The sequence below is a fragment of the Streptomyces bohaiensis genome, from assembly GCF_012033785.1.
GTDB lineage: Bacteria > Actinomycetota > Actinomycetes > Streptomycetales > Streptomycetaceae > Streptomyces > Streptomyces bohaiensis.
The window spans coordinates 1-2,907 of the sequence record NZ_JAAVJC010000419.1; the positions used below are offsets into that span (position 1 = coordinate 1).

At 74.4% G+C, this 2,907-nt stretch carries 2 protein-coding genes; one reads left to right on the forward strand and one right to left on the reverse strand.

Annotated features, from left to right (window positions below; all coding sequences use genetic code 11):
- Positions 1-661 precede the first annotated feature (661 nt).
- A complete protein-coding gene (phoU, locus tag HCN52_RS23460) occupies positions 662-1,363 on the reverse strand; it encodes a phosphate signaling complex protein PhoU (RefSeq protein WP_168090434.1) in 702 nt (233 codons plus the stop codon).
- A 246-nt stretch (positions 1,364-1,609) separates the two neighbouring features.
- Here phoU and HCN52_RS23465 point away from each other — a divergent pair.
- A partial coding sequence (locus tag HCN52_RS23465) for a sensor histidine kinase (protein WP_168090435.1) occupies positions 1,610-2,907 on the forward strand: 1,298 nt, incomplete at its 3' end.

Sequence of the window (2,907 nt, forward strand, 5' to 3'; positions counted from 1 at the left end):
GCCCCGGCCGTCACGCGCCGCCCGCCGCGCGTCGGGACCGGGGCCCTGCCGCCCGGCTCGTCCCGCCGCTCGCCGCCCGTCGACCGAGCCACGAACGGCGAACGGCCCCGGCCCCCCGCGGTCACAGCGGGGGACCGGGGCCGGGGGCGCGACGTGACCCGGCCGCCCGGGGCGGAGTCGGGGCGAGGCGCGGACCGCGGGCCGTCGGCTGCGGCTTCAGCTGCAGGCACCGCCGCACTGGCAGGAGCCACCGGACTTGCAGCCGCAGGAGCAGCTCGAACCGCAGCTGCAGCCGCGCAGGGGGGCGATGAAGTGGGTCATGGGAATTCCTCCTCAAGAATTTCCGCTTGCCCGTACCGTTCCCGTGGCCCCGGCAGCTACCCGCGGGACACCGCCCCGGCGGGAGCACACCACGGCGCACGGGCCGCGCCCCGGGCGGAGCGCGCGAGGACCCCAGCGCCCCCTGGTGCGACAGGGCGCCGGGCCGTGCACCCTGGCGCCGCGGCCGCCGGGCCCCGCCCGGTCCCCATCGCCGACCGCCCCGCCGACCGCCCCACCGACCGCCCGCACCTCGCACGCACGCACGACACCGCCGCCGCCCCCGGACGGGGACGGCGGCGGTGTCGTGCCTGTGGCGACCGGTCTCCGGCCGCACGCGGGCTCAGCTCTCGGCGGTCTTCTCCGCGGCGACCGCCTGGGTCAGCGACTCCGGCTCGAACTCGTCCGCGTGCTCGCCCGTCACCAGGTAGACCATGCGACGCGCCACCGAGACCGCGTGGTCGGCGAACCGCTCGTAGTAGCGGCCCAGCAGGGTCACGTCGACGGCGGTCTCGACACCGTGCTTCCAGCGGTCGTCCATCAGGTGGCGGAACAGCGTGCGGTGCAGCGTGTCCATCTCGTCGTCATCCTGCTCCAGCTGCATCGCCAGCTCGACGTCCTTGGTGATGAGGACCTCGGCGGCCTTCGCCATCAGGCGCTGCGCCAGCTGCCCCATCTCCAGGATGGTCGCCTGCAGGTCGCGGGGGACCGCGGACTCCGGGAACCGCAGCCGGGCCACCTTCGCGACGTGCTCCGCCAGGTCGCCCGAGCGCTCCAGGTCGGCGCTCATCCGCAGCGAGGTGACGACGATCCGCAGGTCGGTGGCGACCGGCTGCTGGCGCGCCAGCAGGGCGATGGCGTTGTTCTCCAGGTCTCGGTGCATCTGGTCGACCTTGCTGTCCGCCTCGATCACGCTCTCGGCGAGCTTGAGGTCGGCGTCGAGCATCGCCGTGGTCGCCCGCCCCATGGCGGAGCCGACGAACCGGGCCATCTCCACGAGGCTGTCGCTGATGGCGTCCAGTTCCTCGTGATAAGCGTCACGCATCTGTGTACCTTCCTAGCCGGTCCCAACCACTCTACGAGCCGCCGAGTCACCTGTGTCGGGGGCCGCGGTGTCCGGCAATGAAACCGGTACCCGCCCGTTGCCGTTCCACGCTCCGCCCCCAAGGAGTCGCCCCGCGCGGCTCCAGGTGAACCGGGACTTTCCCCGAGGTGAACATCTTCCGGCCTGCGGACGAGCATCGTCGCGCAGCGCTGTGGCCGCTGTGCGCCGCCCGCATAACCTGAGGACATGGACGTGAACACGGCGGTCGCCGCGGTGGCAGCGCTCGTCGGGCTCTGCACCGGCGTCGTCGCCATGCTGGCCTTCCGGATCAGCGAGCGCGAGCGGACCCGCCCGCACCGCGCCGCCGTACAGGCCCCCGAACCCACCACGCTCCCCGCCGGGGTCGACACGGTGCTCTCCGTGCTGCGCTCCTCGGCCGTCGTGCTCGACGAGGCGGACAGCGTCGTCAAGGCCAGCTCGGCCGCCTACGCCCTCGGCCTGGTCCGCGGCGGGCGGCTCTCGGTCGAACCCATGCTCCAGATGGCCCGCGCCACCCGTCGCGACGGGGAGATCCGGCAGCGCGAACTGGAGCTGCCGCCCCGCGGCCACTCCCGCACCGACGTGCTCGCCGTCTCCGCCCGCTCCGCCCCGCTCGGCTCGCGGCTGGTGCTGCTGCTGGTGGAGGACCGCACCGAGGCCCGCCGCATCGAGGCGGTCCGCCGCGACTTCGTCGCCAACGTCAGCCACGAGCTGAAGACGCCCGCCGGCGCGCTCTCCCTGCTCTCCGAGGCCGTGGTCGACGCCTGCGACGACCCGGAGACGGTGCGCCGCTTCGGCGGCCGCATGCAGGTGGAGGCGACGCGCCTCACCAACCTGGTGCAGGAGCTGATAGACCTCTCCCGCGTCCAGGACAACGACCCGCTGACCAACGCCGAGCTGGTGAGCGTCGACGAGCTCGTCACCGAGGCGATGGACCGCTGCCGGCAGCCGGCGACCACCAAGGACATCACCATGGCCAGCGGCGGCACCACCGGCCTGCGGGTCTGGGGCAACCGCGGCCAGCTCGCCGCCGCCCTCGGCAACCTCGTCGAGAACGCGGTGAACTACAGCCCGCCCTCCACCCGGGTCGCCATAGCCGTCAGCCACCTCCCGGTGCCGCGCCCCGGCGGGACCGCCGCGGGCCGGCAGCAGCGCCAGATCGAGATCTCCGTGACCGACCAGGGCATAGGGATCTCCGAGACCGACCGCGAGCGGATCTTCGAGCGGTTCTACCGCGTCGACCCGGCGCGCTCGCGCGCCACGGGCGGCACCGGGCTCGGGCTCGCGATCGTCAAGCACGTCGCGGCCTCGCACGGCGGCTCGGTCGACGTCTGGAGCGCCGAGGGCCAGGGGTCGACCTTCACCCTGACGCTGCCGGAGCCCGGCAGCGCCCGCGCCCGCCATCAGGCCGCCCGCAAGGACCGCGACGGCGTCAGCGGCGCGCTCCGCAGCCCGGACGACGTGCCGGACGCCGCCGGCGAGCACCCGGCGGGTGGGACCCCGCC

Excerpts from the sequence above, each read along its gene's own strand:
- phoU (WP_168090434.1), bottom strand. The coding sequence starts at position 1,363 with ATGCGTGACGCTTATCACGAGGAACTGGACGCCATCAGCGACAGCCTC.